Source organism: Amphritea sp. 1_MG-2023, from assembly GCF_030547545.1.
Lineage (GTDB): Bacteria > Pseudomonadota > Gammaproteobacteria > Pseudomonadales > Balneatricaceae > Amphritea.
In genome coordinates this window covers 18,829-36,306 of record NZ_JAUOQE010000012.1, presented here as the reverse complement: position 1 = coordinate 36,306, position 17,478 = coordinate 18,829, and the positions used below count along the sequence as shown (strand labels likewise).

The 17,478-nt window shown below is 46.7% G+C and carries 10 protein-coding genes and 1 CRISPR repeat array (1 of these 11 only partly in view); of the genes, 2 read left to right on the top strand and 8 right to left on the bottom strand.

The window, feature by feature from the left end; all coding sequences use genetic code 11:
* Positions 1-5,278: a CRISPR direct-repeat array (repeat unit 28 nt; unit sequence TTTCTAAGCTGCCTGTGCGGCAGTGAAC) (it extends 1,591 nt beyond the left edge of the window).
* A 128-nt stretch (positions 5,279-5,406) separates the two neighbouring features.
* The 7 genes from cas6f to Q4488_RS08420 all read right to left on the bottom strand — a co-directional run bounded on the left by cas6f (position 5,407) and on the right by Q4488_RS08420 (position 15,344).
* Positions 5,407-6,039, bottom strand: a complete 633-nt coding sequence (gene cas6f / locus Q4488_RS08450; RefSeq protein WP_303580036.1) for a type I-F CRISPR-associated endoribonuclease Cas6/Csy4 — start codon at positions 6,037-6,039, stop codon at positions 5,407-5,409.
* A 9-nt stretch (positions 6,040-6,048) separates the two neighbouring features.
* Positions 6,049-7,074 carry a type I-F CRISPR-associated protein Csy3 gene (gene csy3, locus Q4488_RS08445; protein WP_303580035.1) on the bottom strand — a complete coding sequence of 342 codons (1,026 nt, stop codon included), beginning with the start codon at positions 7,072-7,074 and terminating at the stop codon, positions 6,049-6,051.
* A gap of 29 nt (positions 7,075-7,103) precedes the next feature.
* Positions 7,104-8,051 (bottom strand): type I-F CRISPR-associated protein Csy2, encoded by a 948-nt coding sequence (gene csy2, locus Q4488_RS08440; RefSeq protein WP_303580034.1) that lies wholly within the window; start codon positions 8,049-8,051, stop codon positions 7,104-7,106.
* Complete coding sequence (csy1, locus tag Q4488_RS08435; RefSeq protein WP_303580033.1) at positions 8,048-9,310, bottom strand: type I-F CRISPR-associated protein Csy1; 1,263 nt, start codon at positions 9,308-9,310, stop codon at positions 8,048-8,050. The genes csy2 and csy1 overlap by 4 nt, the downstream gene beginning before the upstream one ends.
* A 236-nt stretch (positions 9,311-9,546) precedes the next feature.
* Positions 9,547-12,945: a type I-F CRISPR-associated helicase Cas3f gene (cas3f, locus tag Q4488_RS08430; RefSeq protein WP_303580032.1), complete on the bottom strand. Its 3,399-nt coding sequence runs from the start codon at positions 12,943-12,945 to the stop codon at positions 9,547-9,549.
* On the bottom strand, positions 12,942-13,910 hold the full coding sequence (gene cas1f, locus Q4488_RS08425) for a type I-F CRISPR-associated endonuclease Cas1f (protein WP_320136062.1): 969 nt from the start codon (positions 13,908-13,910) through the stop codon (positions 12,942-12,944). Before cas1f ends, cas3f begins: the two co-directional genes overlap by 4 nt.
* Positions 13,911-14,636: 726 nt before the next feature.
* Positions 14,637-15,344 (bottom strand): hypothetical protein, encoded by a 708-nt coding sequence (locus Q4488_RS08420; protein ID WP_303580031.1) that lies wholly within the window; start codon positions 15,342-15,344, stop codon positions 14,637-14,639.
* Between the two features lie 86 nt (positions 15,345-15,430).
* On the opposite strand from Q4488_RS08420, the gene Q4488_RS08415 reads away from it, so the two are divergent.
* Positions 15,431-15,637 carry a helix-turn-helix domain-containing protein gene (locus Q4488_RS08415; protein WP_303580030.1) on the top strand — a complete coding sequence of 69 codons (207 nt, stop codon included), beginning with the start codon at positions 15,431-15,433 and terminating at the stop codon, positions 15,635-15,637.
* A gap of 214 nt (positions 15,638-15,851) precedes the next feature.
* Positions 15,852-16,817, top strand: a complete 966-nt coding sequence (locus Q4488_RS08410) for a hypothetical protein (protein WP_303580029.1) — start codon at positions 15,852-15,854, stop codon at positions 16,815-16,817.
* Here Q4488_RS08410 and Q4488_RS08405 read toward each other — a convergent pair.
* Positions 16,788-17,216: a transposase gene (locus tag Q4488_RS08405; RefSeq protein WP_303580064.1), complete on the bottom strand. Its 429-nt coding sequence runs from the start codon at positions 17,214-17,216 to the stop codon at positions 16,788-16,790. The genes Q4488_RS08410 and Q4488_RS08405 overlap by 30 nt on opposite strands.
* Between the last annotated feature and the right edge of the window lie 262 nt (positions 17,217-17,478).

Sequence of the window (17,478 nt, the reverse complement as noted above, 5' to 3'; positions counted from 1 at the left end):
CAGTCAGGTATGTGGGTATTGATTGAAGATTTCTAAGCTGCCTGTGCGGCAGTGAACGGTGCTGCGCTGATGCCTGGTGCGGTGGTCCTTTTCTAAGCTGCCTGTGCGGCAGTGAACCTCATTACCTGCTGTGCGTCATAATATGTAACTTTCTAAGCTGCCTGTGCGGCAGTGAACAGCTGGTGATACTGATGCTCCTGCTTTATCAGTTTCTAAGCTGCCTGTGCGGCAGTGAACCCATGAGCGATGAAGAGAAAGAGATCGAGCTATTTCTAAGCTGCCTGTGCGGCAGTGAACATCGTTATTATAAAAAGGTTGTTTTTGATCTATTTCTAAGCTGCCTGTGCGGCAGTGAACTGATTGTTTTGCTTTTGTGTTGGCTCGCTAGTTTTCTAAGCTGCCTGTGCGGCAGTGAACTCCTAGTTTGCTTGCATTGGCTTGCATTGCGTTTTCTAAGCTGCCTGTGCGGCAGTGAACATGCTATTTGTTCCCATCCGTAGCCAGCAGGTTTTCTAAGCTGCCTGTGCGGCAGTGAACGAATTGTTTTAGCAACAACAGATACTAGGAATTTTCTAAGCTGCCTGTGCGGCAGTGAACTGTCCCCGATAATGTTGTGGCGGTGTCTACAGTTTCTAAGCTGCCTGTGCGGCAGTGAACGTACGCCTGTAATTCAGACAGCCCTGCAACCTTTTCTAAGCTGCCTGTGCGGCAGTGAACTGATCCTTGATGCGTTGGCCGATTTAGAGAAATTTCTAAGCTGCCTGTGCGGCAGTGAACTCTCTTGTTCCCGCTGGTGGTACTCTGCAAACTTTCTAAGCTGCCTGTGCGGCAGTGAACATTAGCGAGCTACATAGCGAAATGGCCGAATGTTTCTAAGCTGCCTGTGCGGCAGTGAACGAATTCTTCGTTTAGCGCATCAAACTCAGCCTTTTCTAAGCTGCCTGTGCGGCAGTGAACTGCTTCAGTGCTACATCGATGGCGACCGCGAATTTCTAAGCTGCCTGTGCGGCAGTGAACCAACATACAAAGTATCACCGGCAGTACGGCAATTTCTAAGCTGCCTGTGCGGCAGTGAACGGTAGTGCCTTTGGGGTAAGCGCTGGCTTTAGTTTCTAAGCTGCCTGTGCGGCAGTGAACGCTGTGTGACTCCGTTTGCCTTTAGTAGTACATTTCTAAGCTGCCTGTGCGGCAGTGAACGCTTGACTGGCATGACAGCTATCACTGTAGGTTTTCTAAGCTGCCTGTGCGGCAGTGAACGCGTCCAGAGCGCGTACTATTAGCGAGCTACTTTTCTAAGCTGCCTGTGCGGCAGTGAACTGCTTCATCACTTTTCAATGCTCTCAATTCGATTTCTAAGCTGCCTGTGCGGCAGTGAACATCGAGCCATGAACCTGAGAACTCAAAAATTATTTCTAAGCTGCCTGTGCGGCAGTGAACACTATTACACCAGCCAACCACACAAGCTTAATTTTCTAAGCTGCCTGTGCGGCAGTGAACGCGGATATCAGCAGCCGTTCAACCTCAAAGCGTTTCTAAGCTGCCTGTGCGGCAGTGAACGAAAACCTGATTCGCATTGGCACCATTGCCGATTTCTAAGCTGCCTGTGCGGCAGTGAACAAAACGTATTCGCCTGGGCAAGAACTATTAATTTTCTAAGCTGCCTGTGCGGCAGTGAACCCACACAAATTGAAGCGCTCAGATCCCTTGAATTTCTAAGCTGCCTGTGCGGCAGTGAACTGCTGATGGGGTTTGGGGTAGATTCCCTAACTTTTCTAAGCTGCCTGTGCGGCAGTGAACCTACCCAGCTATGGCGGTTATTGCTCAAAACTTTTCTAAGCTGCCTGTGCGGCAGTGAACTTCAACAAAAAGGATAAATAATATGGCGTTCTTTTCTAAGCTGCCTGTGCGGCAGTGAACTGGAAGCAATTCCCGAGTTCGATGGAGCTGTTTTTCTAAGCTGCCTGTGCGGCAGTGAACTATGCAGAGGCGGTAATGATTCATGCTGTAATTTTCTAAGCTGCCTGTGCGGCAGTGAACTAATATCGTGGCCAATAAAAATCGGCAGTCTTTTTCTAAGCTGCCTGTGCGGCAGTGAACTAGGATCCATTAGATCGCCGTTCTTGAATTCATTTCTAAGCTGCCTGTGCGGCAGTGAACGACCCAAGTCCACACCAAAGAATAAAATATAATTTCTAAGCTGCCTGTGCGGCAGTGAACGTTTCTTCACGGGGTTCAGGTCGTCACGCTTTTTTCTAAGCTGCCTGTGCGGCAGTGAACAAGCTGGCATCACACCGCAGCTGATCGAGCCATTTCTAAGCTGCCTGTGCGGCAGTGAACCTAATATCAGGCTTATTGCGGCGCTTAGCTCTTTTCTAAGCTGCCTGTGCGGCAGTGAACCGGGCGGGCGTTACGATATAGCAGACGGTTATTTTCTAAGCTGCCTGTGCGGCAGTGAACCTGTTCGGCCTCGGGGTGTCGTTCCCTGACGGTTTCTAAGCTGCCTGTGCGGCAGTGAACGAACGAAGATAAAAATAAAAGCAGCTCAGAAATTTCTAAGCTGCCTGTGCGGCAGTGAACGGCATCGCTGATCTGGCTCTGCTGTCTGAACTTTTCTAAGCTGCCTGTGCGGCAGTGAACTGAAACGATGATTCAGAAAGTGGATCGGCGTTTTTCTAAGCTGCCTGTGCGGCAGTGAACCTGGGTTGCAGGCATTCGGGTTGTTTACTGATTTTCTAAGCTGCCTGTGCGGCAGTGAACTCGTGGGCTTCGCCGGCGTCCCATTCGCTTTGTTTCTAAGCTGCCTGTGCGGCAGTGAACCCAGTAGTGTTCAAAGGTGCTCGTAAAATGATTTTCTAAGCTGCCTGTGCGGCAGTGAACGGTATTGATCTCGGTAAACGTGGCGTTCGTAATTTCTAAGCTGCCTGTGCGGCAGTGAACGCAGGGAGCCGTTCATGGATGCGAGAAATTCAGTTTCTAAGCTGCCTGTGCGGCAGTGAACGGTTGTGAGGGTGGGCGTTATCGCGTTAATCATTTCTAAGCTGCCTGTGCGGCAGTGAACCATCTACATGATGAAAACGGCAATCCCATCGATTTCTAAGCTGCCTGTGCGGCAGTGAACTTTTGATGTTGCTTGCTGGGTTGGTGGTGTTTTTTCTAAGCTGCCTGTGCGGCAGTGAACGCTCAGCTAATCCTAAAAGACGGCAAGTTTCATTTCTAAGCTGCCTGTGCGGCAGTGAACGTTGCCATTCCTTTCGCGTGGGGTGTTGCTAATTTCTAAGCTGCCTGTGCGGCAGTGAACCACATCATCGTCTTCACTGTCACCAACGTATCTTTCTAAGCTGCCTGTGCGGCAGTGAACAAAACTTTTAAATGTCGCTATCCCTTTTGCATTTTCTAAGCTGCCTGTGCGGCAGTGAACGGTAAACAGTTAGGGAATCCATCTTCTAACTGTTTCTAAGCTGCCTGTGCGGCAGTGAACGTTGCCACCATACTGTAAAACTACTCTTGTCCTTTCTAAGCTGCCTGTGCGGCAGTGAACATGAAGATGCGCCTCAAGTTGTTTCCATCGGTTTTCTAAGCTGCCTGTGCGGCAGTGAACAACGGCTGACACACTTGAAACCTGTTCCGGTTTTTCTAAGCTGCCTGTGCGGCAGTGAACAAACTCAGCTTGGCGCTGCGGTATCTGTTGAATTTCTAAGCTGCCTGTGCGGCAGTGAACGTGTAGGGAATCGCTGGAGTAGACGCTCAATATTTCTAAGCTGCCTGTGCGGCAGTGAACGCACCCATTTATGGTTCCCCATCTTCTTACGCTTTCTAAGCTGCCTGTGCGGCAGTGAACGATTTTGCTTTTGGGCTGGCTGATAGGCTAGGTTTCTAAGCTGCCTGTGCGGCAGTGAACGAAACGCTGGCGCGGGACAAAGAAACCGAATTTTTCTAAGCTGCCTGTGCGGCAGTGAACTCAAAAACTAGCCAGAAACGGCCTTAAGCGATTTTCTAAGCTGCCTGTGCGGCAGTGAACCTTCGCTCATCGCGGCGGTGCGCGCCCAAACTTTTCTAAGCTGCCTGTGCGGCAGTGAACCCACGCCCGCGGCGGCAAATGCACCCATTTATTTTCTAAGCTGCCTGTGCGGCAGTGAACAAAACTGTTATACACATGACAACTGGGACGACTTTCTAAGCTGCCTGTGCGGCAGTGAACTAAAGCGGGGGCTGGCCGGCCCCCTTGCAACATTTCTAAGCTGCCTGTGCGGCAGTGAACCCAATCGAACAGCGAGTCTTGCCGATCGCGGTTTTCTAAGCTGCCTGTGCGGCAGTGAACTGTACAACATGCCAATCACCTGCGCTTGGGCATTTCTAAGCTGCCTGTGCGGCAGTGAACATGATGACTATGTGGTTGAGGACTACGGCAAATTTCTAAGCTGCCTGTGCGGCAGTGAACAACCCGAATTTTACGCGCAGCGTGATCTACCTTTTCTAAGCTGCCTGTGCGGCAGTGAACGTTTTCGCCCAATAGATGAGCGATTTTGTTAATTTCTAAGCTGCCTGTGCGGCAGTGAACATCTAAAGCTATTGCATTTCTCGGGGGTATCGTTTCTAAGCTGCCTGTGCGGCAGTGAACGGAGCAGTTGACGCAATAACCGATGCCTCTGATTTCTAAGCTGCCTGTGCGGCAGTGAACCCGGAAGGCATGGAAAAAGCGGCGGCACAGAATTTCTAAGCTGCCTGTGCGGCAGTGAACTCAACGCACTACGCAGCTTAAAGAAAAATCTATTTCTAAGCTGCCTGTGCGGCAGTGAACATCAAAGATCCCGAGCAGGCCGGAGCCTACATTTTCTAAGCTGCCTGTGCGGCAGTGAACTAGCAGCCTTAACGTCTGCGTTATTGCCGAATTTTCTAAGCTGCCTGTGCGGCAGTGAACAGTTGACGGCTCCGCGCTCTATCGTATAAGTATTTCTAAGCTGCCTGTGCGGCAGTGAACAATATTTCGGGTTGTATAAAAGTCATTCTGATTTTCTAAGCTGCCTGTGCGGCAGTGAACATGACGAAAAGTTGCTGGCCGATGCACCCGATTTTCTAAGCTGCCTGTGCGGCAGTGAACGCAATAAAGCCAGCCACGCCACTCTCTTCAATTTTCTAAGCTGCCTGTGCGGCAGTGAACGTAACACTACCGGATATCGAAACCACACAACCTTTCTAAGCTGCCTGTGCGGCAGTGAACTCAGGTATTCCCACTGATAGCGCGAGCACGTCTTTCTAAGCTGCCTGTGCGGCAGTGAACTCTAAAAATGTACAACAAAAAACAGTCACAACAAAGACTTAAATAAAAATACCAAGAAATACCTTTATTTTCAGCCTTGCTGTAACCGTCTGTTTTTATTGCTTATTTTTAAAGAGCTATTTTTTTGGTTAAAAATCAGGAACAGTAGAAACTTGATCTCCTCCTAAAGCGCTTAGGCCGTAGCAGTTAAAGAGCCCTTCTTGCGCGTTATTAACCTTTATTCGTTCAATGAACAGTGGGAATCTGGCGGAGCCCTTGAGATTCCTCGCTTTGGTTTCTTGGCTTTCCATCCAAATAAAAGGCGCTTTTGATTCTGCCTTTGGTTTGGTTTTTTCAAGCTGTTTTAGACAGTCCGCAATGCTTTGTCCTGATTGTTTTGCCCAAAGCTCCGCTTTAGCCTGCATATCTTTTTCGATACGAGCCTGCCCTTTTATATTCTTGCGAACAAACGCAACAAGAGATGCACCCTCCGGCACTGGCTGTATTGATTTAAGATGCGTGTAATCCTCGAATCGACTCAGAAATCCAGCGAGATTTAATGTTTCCAATTGCTCTTTTTCTTTAGCCAGCACCCTCAGCTTATTACCCAAAGGAAAGCCTTTACTCCCATAAGCCGGGAAGCTGACCGCTATAGCACTATGCTGTGCATCCACCTTCTGCTCCACTAAGGCTATATGCACTTGCTGATAGATTTTCTGCCAGAGAAAACCTAGTGCAATATCTGCATCCGGTAACAATGTGATGTCTTGGTAGTAGTTCATAACGGACTCCTACTTATCGCTCTCGCCGAAGACACCGCCGCGCACCAAAATGGCCATAACATAGTGCTCATCCTCTACCCGTGACAGCGCTTCGCCACGTGCCCATTTATCAAAATGGGTATAAAAATCCTGCTTCTCTTTTGGTGTGCGAAACGCAGTCCCCAAGTTAGTAACCGCGCCATAAGGCTCAATCGCAATCGGCCCTGCTGTAGCTTGTTCATCTTCAAAAGCAGGGTACCAAGTGTCGATAGTGCGCAACGCATTACCGATCTTCTGCGAATGCATCGCCGCATGACCCTGTACCTGATATAACACCTTGCTCTTTTTGCTTTTACCTTTGTCCAGCACCAGCTCTTCTGATGGATAAACTTCCTGAGCCTTACCCAGTTGAGCATAGGTGGTAATTTCCAGCATTAGACACCCATCCGCAGTTGACAAGGCATGAGCTATTTTTTCACTCAGCTGACTAATCTGCTCATCTTCATAGTCAAAATGACGGGTACTATACTGAGTAGCGTCAAAGGTCCAACTGGCTTTCTGTCCCTTGTTCAGGACGTTAACCTCTACCTCTATCTGCTCAACACCGACACGATTGCGCCACAAAAAACGGGCATTGGCAATATTGACCGCATAACGACGAGCCAGCTCTTTAAAGCCCTCTTTTTCGATATAAGTTTTTGCGGCCTGCTGATAACTGGTCTTAAAGGCTGCATTGTTGCAAGCAGATGGGGTTTCAACACCACCCAAAATTTTCAGGGTGAAATAATGTTTTAGAGTATCTTGTTCTGTACCTAACGCGCAGGCATCCACGGTTTGCAGATTAGGTTTCTCTACTTCTGCATCCAGTTTGGCTGGATCATTTTTTATCGCTGCCTTCAAACGGTTAGAGATGGTACCTCGTACCGATTTTTCCTGTAGTGCCAACGGGGTCGATTCTGCTTTGTTAGCCCAAGTGGTGCCGTAAAAATAACCATCCGACGGTACTAATTTTTTCTCAAACGCCAATACCGATGCTGTATCTTTTGTTTTAGCCATGTTGTTCTCCGTTTCTTCCTTAATCCGGCTTAATGAAAGCCATCGTTATCGATTTCTGTAGTTTGGGTTTGTACCTGCTGGCATAGATAAAGGTTGCTACCGGTATCAGTATGGTAGTGCCATAAAACCTCATTCAATTGCTTGATCCTATGCGCCATTCGGAACTCGCCCAGAGTGACAATGCTCTCAGCAAAGCGGTGCGGTGTTTCAGGGTCACGCTGATTTTTAGCTTCTCCTAATTCACTAATGCCATGGAAGCCAGTCGCTATAGGCACAATCCAACCAAGCTTGTTACCGTCAGCATCAGATTTACGCTGGCTTTTCCAACTCACGCTATCATCATCCCCCTTCGTACAGGTGTGATGCACAGTCAGGTATTCCAACATCGCATCCAGCGCATCACTACCCTGCTCCATCGCCTGTTGCATCAACTCACGCCGCTCAATCAGGGCAAACCCCGGCATCAGTGAACGCATTAACTTAGTTTGAGATTGTTCATCGCCTCCTTCTATCACGGGAAGAACCGGCGCTTTGAAGCTTTGCAGATCGCCCCCCGCTACTTTCATTCGCATCAGGTGCTGGCTGACATCGTCTAAAAAAGCTGGCAGTAAGACGGCATCTTCAGTGGCTTCATCCGCCTGATATTCAATTAGAAGGGATACATCTAGATGACAACGTGCTTCTTCAATAAAGGCGGAGCGGTTGCCGTCTTTATCGACAGGGTTTGCCGTACCGATGATTGAGTGAACAAAATCCCCCGGCCCTTGGTAGGTTTGCAGGTCACACTGGTGGCTGATGACACCGGTACCGGTAAATCTTAACTCAGGATAACCTTTGGCGTTTAAACGACGCTGCAGAGCATGGACAAATCCCAGCCAAGCGGTCATCGCGGGAAAACCAATAGTAAAGGGGCTAGATAGGGCGTTGGCGTTGTGTACCTTTAAGTGCGGCAACACTAATAAGCGGCGGGTATTCATAACAGTGCCTCCTTACTCTGTTCAACAATCAGCGTGACACGTTGATAAAGATCGTCTCCCAGCTCCATCGCCGACCGACCCAATACTCTTTTATAGCTAGCATTAAAATGACGGGCGGCCTCTCGAATTAACTCATCCAACCAAACCTGATTATCTAAACGATCTTGCTCATGTTCTGGTAACAACCAAAGTTTCTGATATGTTGGCAAGGCTTCTGGTCGACTATGAGTCTGTTCTGAGAACGCTTTACGTACCTGCCACATTTTTAAAATCAGATAATCCAGATACTCTTCAATTCGATAGTCCAAGCCTTTGCGAATATTAATGTTGTTGTAATCAGCAGCAATCAGCCGATGAAAAGCCTGAAAGGTTTCTTGCAGTTGTTTGGGATAAAGCACATCACCAAAAAAATTACGGGTCGGTAAACGAGTATTTCGGGGAGAAAGCTCCGGAGGCATAGATAACAACAGATGTGCCTTGCCTGCATTTTGATTATTCAGCACGCTAATATTTTGCGGTTTAGTGCCGCCGTAACCGATAGTCGTCAGGTTATAAATTTCCTGATAACCGGTTTCAGTATATTTATTATTTTTTCTCAACTCCCGCTTTTCTTTCGTGAAATCAGAAAAGCGTAAATGATCTAAACGCTTACGCATCTCAAATAGATGACCGGAATGACTAAGCACGGAAAGCAGGTGATAGCCTTCTTTCTCTTCCTCAACTGGAAAATAGACCTGCTTGATTTTTGAGCTAGTGACGGCCTCATCATTAGCAACAACCATCTCCAGAAAGCCTTGCTTCAACGATTCTACATCCCCAGCTATTTCTAACAACTCTATTGCCAACTCGCTGCCCTGCTGTAGGTGATGCAGTAAAGTGTCGCCATCCGCCATAACCAAAGTCAGAAATTTATAAACATCCAGCGCTGCGGCATTACCCAAAGCATCATGCTCTGTCTGCACATTACCAGTACGCAAAAAACCATCGGGCCTGAAATCAGCTTTAGCTATGATAGAGCTAGCGTAACCATTTTTATTTTTGCGCGCACTCGGATGACTAAACGTCACTGGGTGTGTTGATAAAGAGATCTGCCCTGCCCGCTTAGCAGCATTAGGCAACCAATTTTTCAACGCGAAAACTTCTTCACACTCTAAGGTTTTATCCCTAACCTCTCCCTCAGTCATGCTGGCTTTTATGTTCTTCTTTAACCAGCCCTCTTTGCGCTCTACAAAGAAGGTTTCTATTGCTGCATCAAGCATTTTCTATCCCTATCCCTCTTAACGATAGAATCAGAATAAATTGATCGCCACAAAAAAACAACCACTATATGTTTATTATTATAAAAGTTAAAAGATAAGCCAAGTTTGGTAAAAAAAACATAAGACTGATAGTATCCTTTGCCTGCCCAAACAGGCAGCTTAGAAAACTATATGCTTATTATTTAGTTCACTGCCAAACAGGCAGCTTAGTTAGCTACTCCTTTTGGAGTAGCTAACTAAACCCTAACCAACCCCAATTGGTCGTTATAACGATAGCGGCTGCCATCCTGATAAAAACTCAAATTCAATTCACCCAGCCGTTGCGATGTACGTTCTGGATCTTCGTCTCTGATTTCGCTTTGCTCTACGATCAGCGCTTCATAATCCCGTACTAGCCATAAACGCTTGCTAATCTGTACCTTCAGTTGCTCTGACGCTATACCTAATTCTCTTTCAACAGGCACCCAGCACCTGTTTCGGCGATCATAAATCTTAAAGATGGGTCCTGATTTTTCATCCAATACCCGATACAGACTTAGGCTAGGGGCGCTGTGACGAAAACGGTTAAACTGCTGTGGCAGTGCAGTCATCCACCAATAATCATCAGTGTAGCCCCATATCGTTTTCGGGCTTCTCGACACACCGCTTTTAGCTTCTCCGGTCAGGTAGTGACAGCCCAACGTTCGACTGATGGAAAAGTGCTCTAGGGCCGCAAGCTTCTTAGAAGGTGGCGCTGAATCTTTTTCAATGCGTGGTATTGCATCCACACTTTTTGTTATCACTTTCAGATCCAGCACGTCATTCAAGCTTTTTGAAGGGTTTAGTTGCCATTTACCCTGCTCATAACCCGGTTTACTAAAAACATTATCCGCTTTTGGATCCTTATACCCCTTAAGGTTGTATTGCAGCAGAGCCATATTGGGGCTGTCATTATCCAGAGCCCTTCGATGACGTCGCACTCGGCCCGCCAACTGAATAATAGAGCGATAAGAAGAAGGCTCCACCACCGCCCAGTCGAAATCATGGTCACGGCCCACTTCTTCAACAGGCGTCGCTACCAGAATAAAAATCAGATTTTTGGTGCCGCAAGTATCCAGATGCTGCCGTATCTCCGGCTGATAAAAAGCGCCTTCTTTCAGGTCATTAACCGAATGTTTGCGTTTTAATACCTTATCTAAATGCTGCTCCTGGGCATGGCGTAGTAGCAGTACCTGCTGGCTGTGGTAGGCCATTACCCGTACTTCGGTATCTTCCGGCCAATCCGCAGCTAACAGGTATTCGGTCAGTTCAATGCAGGGTTTGATATTGGCACAACGTACGACGCCAAAAGAGGCCTGTGCACCGGTTTTATTATCAACCGTGAAATGCTGCTGGTGTTTGCTCAGAATGCCTTGCTGCACGGTACTAAAAAACAGGTTTTCAACGGTATTCACTTCATCTTTTGCCGGTAGAAGCAAAATTTCAGCCCGTCGCTTAGCCGGCTCCTGTTTCAGTTTGACGATACGTTCGGCAACAAAGCCTTTATGGGCGTTCTGATAATACTGAACTGCGTTTTCATCCTGATTGATCGTTACCAGACTGGTTTTAAACTCGTCGGTCCAACCCGCAGCAACCTGATCGTTCTGATTACGGCTAGCGGCAAATAGCGACCAACCTTTTTGATAGGCGGTAAAATAAGCCAGGGCCAAATCCGGCGGAATAGTGGCCGAGGATATCATCACTTTGCGCCCCAACATGCCAGCCAAATGGATCAAACGACCAATAGCCACTAGGTCTTCACCGACAAAGTCATCAATTTCATCAATCACTAGGTCCGATGACATCAATCGCAGACAAGGTAAAATATAACGACCGCCTCGTATGGTTTCTGTCGCCCCCATAATATGGTCGATGGTACAGGCCAGTACTGGTGCATAAAGCAGTGCTCGGTCTTTTTTATTCTCTAATACGGTCGTCAGGCCTTCTTCCGGTAACAGGTTCTGCCAGCATTCGTCATTTTCGTTCCAGTCAATCTGCTCACCTGTATCTAAAAGAGACTCTGCAGACTCTGACCCCAACCCTTCTTCATCAGAGTCGAGCTCTTCCTTCTCGTGAGGCGTCTTATCCCCTTGATGCAGTTCCAGAATCGCTTTTGATCCAATCAATACTGCCAACTCATCCTCTTTCAGGCCGATTCGGTCCCGGTATTCATCACCGGTCTGTAGGGTTAGCGTTCTAAGACCCAATGCCAGAATAAAACGCAAGCTTTGTTGGTCGTCCGAAAGCGCCTGCATTATTTTAGCGTTGGCCAGCGTTTTACCACGTCCAGTGCTGGCCATATTAACGATAAAATAACCGCTAATTTTGTCCTCAGTCTCTTTTCGATAGTTTTTGAGAGCGTTCACGGCTTTATCCTGCCAGCCAAACTGCTTTTTCAGTTCCGGTGACAAGCGTTTTTTAGGCGTAAGTTCTGCTATATCCTGAGCTAACGGCAATTCAGTCTCAAAATCAGGTAGTAAACGACAGGCATCTACACCCGCCTCTGCCACCCTGACTAGGTGCTCATCAAGTTTCTGCTTTAACTGACGTTCATTATCCTGACCCAAGCCCGTATTAGCATAAAGATCAACAGGGGAATCCCACGTTTTGTCGCTATCCTTTGAAGAGTAATAGTGATCGCCTAGCATAAGGCATAAGCGGGCATGGTGAGCAATCGTTCGCCAGCTACCATCGTTAACCGCCATGGAAAATAACGGCAACTGCTCACTGAGTTGACGGGCTCGATGGCTAAGTTCTGTACACCACTTAGATGACTCACTCAGCAAGCCCTGCGGAAAGACAAAACAATCGGGCAGACGCTGTTGAAACTCATCGTCATCAAAGTGGTTCTCATAGCCCCAGTGACAACTGATTCGAGCGAGCAACTCCTGGGGAGTCTGGTTGGTTCTGTCAGCACAGCTAGCCTTATCCCGATCTTGAGCTTTCGGCAATCTATGATGGGACAGCACGAGCCAAAGCACTAGACTTGCAGCATCAGGCAGATTTTCAAAAGGTCGGGATAGATCCTTTTGTATAGACAAGGCATTTTGTAAATGACTTTCGTCTAGTTTTTTCTCAACCAAAGGAGCCAGCCAACTTTGATCCTGTGCAGGGTTCTCACCAGAACGGATCAACGACATCAGCAATAAACTGGAGATCCACTCATGACGCAACGGATCACCTTTGAATTTATGTTTTGATTGGGGGTTCAGCTTATCCTGAAACAACTTTGTGGCTTTACCCCAGTCATGCAGCAGGGCTGCCAACCCAGTAAAGGTTTTAATTAACGGTAAATAACGCCAGTTATCTGCCATATCACTACCGGGCAATTCCTGTTCAGTCCTATTCACCGGCACATAACCTTCAGCATTAAACTGTTTTTTATTCCCCACCACCCATAACAACTGACTGCGTGATCGCGATCGCATCCAGTGGCAGCTTACAGCTGTGCTTTTACTCGCAGTCTTACGCAGCAGTTTTTTAACCGCTAACAGACCTTCCTCAGTGATCACTGTCTGCCAAGTGTTATCGCCGATCCGGTTAGCAAAAGCATCTAGCACTCTGCGGGTTCGCTTCAGAGCGTTTTTTTCACACTGGGAAACAAAAGTGACCATCATTTTGAGAGGTCCTCTTCATCCCAGTCTGATTTCATCGCAATACTTTTGACTTTATCAAACATAAAATCCAGCGCTTTATGATCGGTAAATGCCTGTAGGCATTGCTGACGAAATTCTTGCTCAGTTGCCCCCTCTTTCGCACAAATAAAAGCCCAAGGCAAAATCAAAGAATCTTTAATCAAGTCAGCCACATCGAATACAAGCGCGCCTCTGCGGGTTTTACCATGCATCACCGCAAAACCATGAGGAATACCCAATACCCACAACGTGGTGGCAGCAAGCCCGTAAGCGAGGTAGTTACCGTGATTGAGAAAAGCGTTGGCGTTATCTTCAGCTTCACGTGTGCGAACAAAATCGCCATATTGGGTATGATTAGCGGCTATTTTGTAAAGATTTTTGGTTAACTGTGCCTCAACCTGAAGCAACTCTGTAACAGTCATTGCGTTTTCTGTTTTAAGAGTAAATCGATCTAACGCTGGCACTAAAGTGTCATCATTAAGGTTAAAACCCTGCAATTGAAGATCTTTATCTTTCGACCAAACCTTTTGCATAAACTCAATGCGTGCGAGCTGAAACTGCTTTGCCGCCAACAAACGCTTTTCTGGATCAAACCAAAAAGACATCCACCCCTGAACATATTCAGTCGGACGATATTCACTTTGTGGGGATAACCATTCAATTTCAGTCGCCATTAACAACGGTGTCCCACCGCCACCGCAAAAACCTACCAGTACTCCTGCTGATGCCAGCATACGCATTGCGGCTTGAGTAATAGACGTGCCATTACCGAGCAGCAACACGGTAGTATTGGCGATGGGTATATTAAAATAGAGGTTTTCTTTGCTGGCTTCGGTGAGATAGAGGACGCGCCCATCTTTCTGCATTACCCGACATTTTTCCAAGTAATAGATGTTGGCCCGCTTCGAGTGCAATATTGCTTTAAGGTCAGTCAGTTGCTCCATCATCCCTGTGATATCCCTTATCTAGACATACATTCCCAGACATTCCCTCTGGAGAACCGCTGCTCTATATTAGAGCATAGTGTTTACAATCGCTTAAAGAATCAAAAATAACAACCAAACTAAACCTGTTCAAATTATTTCTAATACTGACAATATGTTATAGCCTATTGATACCGCTCAAGCCAATAGTTAGCAAAACTTGAGAATAGAAATACATGACTTTTCAGGCTAAGGCTTAGCCAACCAACACCCAAACTGACCGACTCAAATCAACACGATAACGATGAGTAAGCGAGATGTTTGCGTGTTAAAAATTGGCGCAAGCAGCTTGCTGACCTTCAGGTCAGCAAGCCGCGAGCATAGAAATAATAGCGCCAACATTATTGCCCTCAACAGGCATACTTGCACCCAACCGCTCTCCCCATACTTGCCATGGCAAGTATGGGGGTGTTCGACGGGTACCGGCGACGGAATCCCCCGTAGCGACGAAGGAGCGAAGAGGGGATGAGAACCCCCGGCCCTGAATGGAAATGGATGCGGAGAGGGTCAAGCTGGAACGCAAAAAATCACGCTTTTTGTGATTTTTGAGTAGAGCTTGACGCTTGGAGCAGCCATTGGAATGGCGGGCGCACCTTGAAAAGGTGCTGATTGGGTGCAACAAACGATTGAAAACAACAAGGTCATTGAAGACAACAAAAAACGATTACATTAGGCGTACGATTTAATTTTTCAGAGCGGCAAAGGCAACACCTGTGCCAGTGACCATGAGCCCTTGAACATGTATTCATCCAAAAATATTTGGTTTTGAATATAGTCCGATTTTGTAATCTCTGTCATTGCTGGCAAGCTGAAATCATATTTGTATCCCAACATCATCAAGTCATCGGTGAGCTTAAACAGCGTACCCAATTGATAATATTGCTGCCTAGTGAGTAACTTATTCGCCATCTGAATAAACCCTGTCACTTCATGCAGTGCGAATGGTTCAGGTCTCGAAAGTCGCCTAGACGAGTGGGTCATAAAATAAAAGCGGTTGCCATCGAGCCTGCAAACCTCTTTCATAACATGAATTAGTTCCGCATAAACGATACGCTCATATAGATCGCGCAATTCAGGACATATCCGAGCACTACTTGGAAATTTTGCCTTTTTGATACTGTCAGATAGCGCCTCTATATGCGCAGAATCAACGCTACGCACAAGCGTAACCGTACATTCGCCATCTCTGTAGTTGTGCTTGTCATACATGTCATCTTTATAATGAACCAGCCCTTTTTCTGTGGCGTGATCAATAAGGTCATAGAAAGACGCTTCAACCGGTGTAATACGTCGCCGATTGAGTTCATTCACCGTCAAACATCGGTCGTTAGGAGCAAATGCCCTTAACAGAGTCAATTCATTAATTCTCTCGATCAATTTTAACTGCTTAGCGCTCAATACCCTTCTCCAAAACTGCTCCGATAACGGAGCAATTAAAGCAACATTTATTGCGACAATCAAGCTCCGCTAACGGAGCAATTACATTGAATATTATTGGCCCTAACGTTCGAAAATTAAGAGAACATCAACATTTAACCCAAGACGAGCTAGCTGCGAAATGCAATATTTGCGGGTGGGATATCAGCAGAGGGACGCTGGCAAAAATAGAGTCTAAAGTTCGCAAGGTCAGTGACTATGAAGCACTGACATTAGCACAAGCATTGAACGTCAACATTGACCAGCTATTTTAATTGAACTGTCGCGTATTGTTGATACGCAACGGTGACTCTTCAGTAAAGCAGCTCCCCACCCACGTTATTTGATGTACCAGCAATGCTCCTCAAACAACAGATGCCATAAAGAAATAAATTTATTAAAAAATCACAAGGTATTGATAATTAAGCACTATACTAGTTTATAACGACAAGGATTGTCGTCAAAAACACAATGATATGGAGTGTCACTATGAATGAAAAAACAAAGGAAGAATACAGAAGACTAGCAAAGCATTTTTATTCCAAGCACGGAATCGTGAAGCCTACAGCCAAAACCGTTAGCGATGCGCTGAAACACTGTGCAGCAGACTACAGACCAGACTATTGGCGTCGCCTACGCACCGCGCTTGCATTAGCAGCAGAAGAAAGTGGTTTTTACAAAGCTGCAAATAAGATTAAAGCAACCGTTAACCCCATCACCGCCGATAGCAAAAAACGCATCCAAATAAAGACTAAGCAAAAAAGACAAAAAACAGTTAATGCCGCCGACGAAAAGCAACTTCTCAATTACTTAGTTGATGAAAAAGAAAGTACCGTTTTTGTCGGGGTTACACTCGTTAGTCACTTAGGTTGTCGCCCAGCTGAGCTCAGAAATCTTCAGTTTATTGGAAGCTGCTATATCGCCATCCCTTCAGCTAAAAAAACAGCAGATGGTACAAGAGGGCTTGACCGCATTCTTGAGATAAAAGACAACTCAATTTTTAACAGTCTCAAAGAATGTCATGAAATGCTAATAAACGCGCCCTACTCAGACCCCATTCGCTATGTGCAAAAACGGCTAGACACGTTGACCCAACGATTATGGCCTAAACGCAAAGTACGCCCGTCACTATATTCATGGCGACATCAAATGGGCGCTGATTTGAAAGCCAGTGACATGCCGCGAGAAGAAATCTCAGCAATAATGGGGCATCAGTCAATCAACAGCGTAGAAGTGTACGGCAACCCCCGCAGCTCGAAGTCTTCCCGTAGCTACATAAAACCGGATAAAGAAACAGTCCAAAAAGTAAAGCAGCGAAATAGCCATAGACTCACTAAGCAAATTGGAGAAGAACTGACCCTACAAAAAATAAGCGAAGAGATAAAAATCAAACAACAAAAGTACTCAACAAGGCACAGGTCGGAATCAGGCAGTGAACCGGATCAACTTCTTTAGTTCCGCCGGTCGCAGTAACCGATTGACGCCTATCTGACTAGCAATGCTCGCTTGTGTAAAACCCTGAATGATCCGCAACGAGTGCTCTACTTTCGCTCGGATACCAGCTTGGAGATATTCCGTTCGGATGGATTGCTTATTCTCGGGTGTTTCTTGATAAGACGCACCTTGCTTGCCCTTTTTTATAAATAGCGCAATTAGCCAATCCGCCTCGATGTCTTTCAATTCTTCTCGCTTTTGTGCGCCCCGATAACCTGAATCCGCCAAGATAAAGGTCTCCTCGCCATGAAGCAGATTTTCTGTTTCTGTGATGTCGTGTACGTTGGTGGCTGTCGTGCTTAAACTTTGAGTTAACCTCTGCCTGAATACCGTGAAATGGGTATTCCGGCAGAAGTAAATGGTTAGAAACCATGGTTTTTCTGGCTGATATAGCCAGATGGGACTGCCTGACTGGAAAGAAGCGACTTGATCGTACCTTCCCTAGCGAAGATTTTTGCTCTGGCCAATATTGTCAGGGCTGGTTCGATACTGTCACGCAGGTCAAGCCCACCTGGATACCACGAAAAGGCTGTTCAGGCGGGTCGAAATGGTCGTAAATCATGGTTTTTTCGGGCTGATAGAGCCAAGTATAGAACTTACTTAGTAAAATGAAGCTACTTAA

What these genes read in the sequence shown, in the direction of transcription:
- cas3f (WP_303580032.1), bottom strand. Translation starts at nt 12,945, where the DNA reads ATGATGGTCACTTTTGTTTCCCAGTGTGAAAAAAACGCTCTGAAGCGA.
- Q4488_RS08410 (WP_303580029.1), top strand. Translation starts at nt 15,852, where the DNA reads ATGAATGAAAAAACAAAGGAAGAATACAGAAGACTAGCAAAGCATTTT.
- csy2 (WP_303580034.1), bottom strand. Translation starts at nt 8,051, where the DNA reads ATGAATACCCGCCGCTTATTAGTGTTGCCGCACTTAAAGGTACACAAC.
- csy3 (WP_303580035.1), bottom strand. Translation starts at nt 7,074, where the DNA reads ATGGCTAAAACAAAAGATACAGCATCGGTATTGGCGTTTGAGAAAAAA.
- cas1f (WP_320136062.1), bottom strand. Translation starts at nt 13,910, where the DNA reads ATGATGGAGCAACTGACTGACCTTAAAGCAATATTGCACTCGAAGCGG.
- csy1 (WP_303580033.1), bottom strand. Translation starts at nt 9,310, where the DNA reads ATGCTTGATGCAGCAATAGAAACCTTCTTTGTAGAGCGCAAAGAGGGC.
- cas6f (WP_303580036.1), bottom strand. Translation starts at nt 6,039, where the DNA reads ATGAACTACTACCAAGACATCACATTGTTACCGGATGCAGATATTGCA.